The following is a 1,939-nucleotide window of genomic DNA, read 5'->3' as shown; positions in this document are numbered from 1 at the left end:
GACCTCGCCCAGCTCGATCCGGAAGCCGCGCAGCTGGACCTGGTGGTCCGCCCGGCCGGCGTACCGGAGCTGGCCGTCCGCACCCCAGCGGGCCAGGTCACCGGTGCGGTACATCCGCGAACCGGCCGGGCCGTGCGGGTCGGCGACGAAGCGCTCACCGGTCAGGTCGGGGCGGCCCAGGTAGCCCCGGGCCAGCGCGGGCCCGGCGATGTACAGCTCGCCGACCACGCCCGGCGCCACCGGCTGGAGGCCGGAATCCAGCACGTACAGCCGGGCGTTCGCCAGCGGCGTGCCGATCGGCGGGGTCGCGGTGCCGCTGAGCGCCGCGCTGAGCGTGACGGCGACGGTCGCCTCGGTCGGGCCGTACGCGTTGACCAGGTGGCGGCCCGTCGCCCAGCGGCCGGCGGCCTCGCCCGACAGCGCCTCGCCGCCGGAGACCAGCCAGCCGCCCGGCAGCAGGTCCTCGGCCGGCTCCATCGCCGCCAGCACCACCGGCGGCAGCAGCACGTGGGTCACCCCGAATCCGGTCAGCGCCTGCGCCAGCTCCTCGCCCGGGAGCAGCTTGTCGGCGGGCGCCACGACCAGGGCCGCGCCGGAGAACAGGCCGAGGCTCAGCTCCCAGAAGGCGGCGTCGAAGCTCGGCGAGGCGAACTGCAGGACCCGCTTGCCGGGGCCCGCCTCCAGCCGGTCCACCTGGCCGGCGAGCATGCTCGCCACCCCGGTGTGCGAGACCACGACGCCCTTGGGGCGGCCGGTCGAGCCGGAGGTGTAGATCAGGTACGCCGGGTTCGACAACCGTGCCGGGCTGACGAGTTCGGCCGCGGACTGCGCCTCCACGGCCGCGATCACGGCCGGGTCGTCCAGGACCACGACCGGGCGGCCGGCCGGCACCCGGTCGGCCACGTCCGAGCGGGTCAGGACGAGCCGCGGCCGGGCGTCCTCCAGCATGTAGGAGATCCGCTCGGCCGGGTAGGCCGGGTCGACGGGCAGGTAGGCGCCGCCCGCCTTCCACACGGCGAGGACGGCGACGACCACGTCCACCGAGCGCGGCAGGGCCAGCGCCACGAAGGTCTCCGGGCCGACGCCCAGGTCGACCAGGTGCCGGGCCAACTTCGTCGCCCGCACGTCGAGTTCGGCCGCCGACAGCTCACCGCCCTCGAACAGCACGGCCGGCGCGTCCGGCGCCGCCGCCACCCGGGCCGCGAACAGCTCCGGCGCGGTCAGCTCCTCGACGGCGCGCGGCGCGCTGCTCCACTCCTCCAGCACCTGCCGGCGCTCGGCCGCGCCCAGCACCTCGATCCGCCCGATCCGCTGGTCCGGTTCGGCGGCCACGGCGGCCAGCACCCGGACGAAGCGCTCGCAGATCCGCTCGGCGGTCTCCGGGTCGAAGAGGTCGCTGGAGTACTCCAGCAGGCCCGCCAGACCGCCCTCCGCCTGCTCGGTCAGCTCGAAGGAGAGGTCGAACTTGGCCACGCCCGCGTCCACCCAGCGCCAGTCGGCGCTCAGGTCCGCGAAGGCGAACCGGGCCTGCTCGGTGTTCTGCAGGACGAGCATCACCTGGAAGAGCGGGTGCCGCGCCAGCGAGCGGTTCGCGCCGACCGCGTCCACCAGGCGCTCGAAGGGCACGTCCTGGTGCGCGAACGCCGCGAGGTCCGACTCCCGCACCCGGCCCAGCAGTTCGCGGAAGGTCGGGTCACCGGAGGTGTCGGTGCGCAGCACCACGGTGTTGACGAAGAAGCCGACCAGCTCGTCCAGTGCCTCGTCGGTGCGGCCGGCGACGACGCCGCCGATCGGCAGGTCCTCGCCCGCGCCGAGCCGGGTCAGCAGCGCGGCCAGGCCGGCCTGGGCCACCATGTACAGGGTCGCCCTGGACTCCCGGGCGAGCGCGAGCAGGCCGTCGTGCACCTCCGGCGGGACGGTGAACCGGAGGCTCGCGCCC

General features: G+C 75.6%; 1 protein-coding gene. It reads right to left on the bottom strand.

Going from position 1 to position 1,939, the window contains the following annotated elements:
* Positions 1-1,939: non-ribosomal peptide synthetase (locus tag VM95_RS37385; protein WP_045705813.1), on the bottom strand; the 1,939-nt coding region annotated here is incomplete at both ends.

Source organism: Streptomyces rubellomurinus (assembly GCF_000961885.1).
Taxonomy (GTDB): domain Bacteria; phylum Actinomycetota; class Actinomycetes; order Streptomycetales; family Streptomycetaceae; genus Kitasatospora; species Kitasatospora rubellomurina.
The sequence above is the reverse complement of the archived record's forward strand: the minus strand, read 5'-3'. Positions and strand labels throughout refer to the sequence as shown.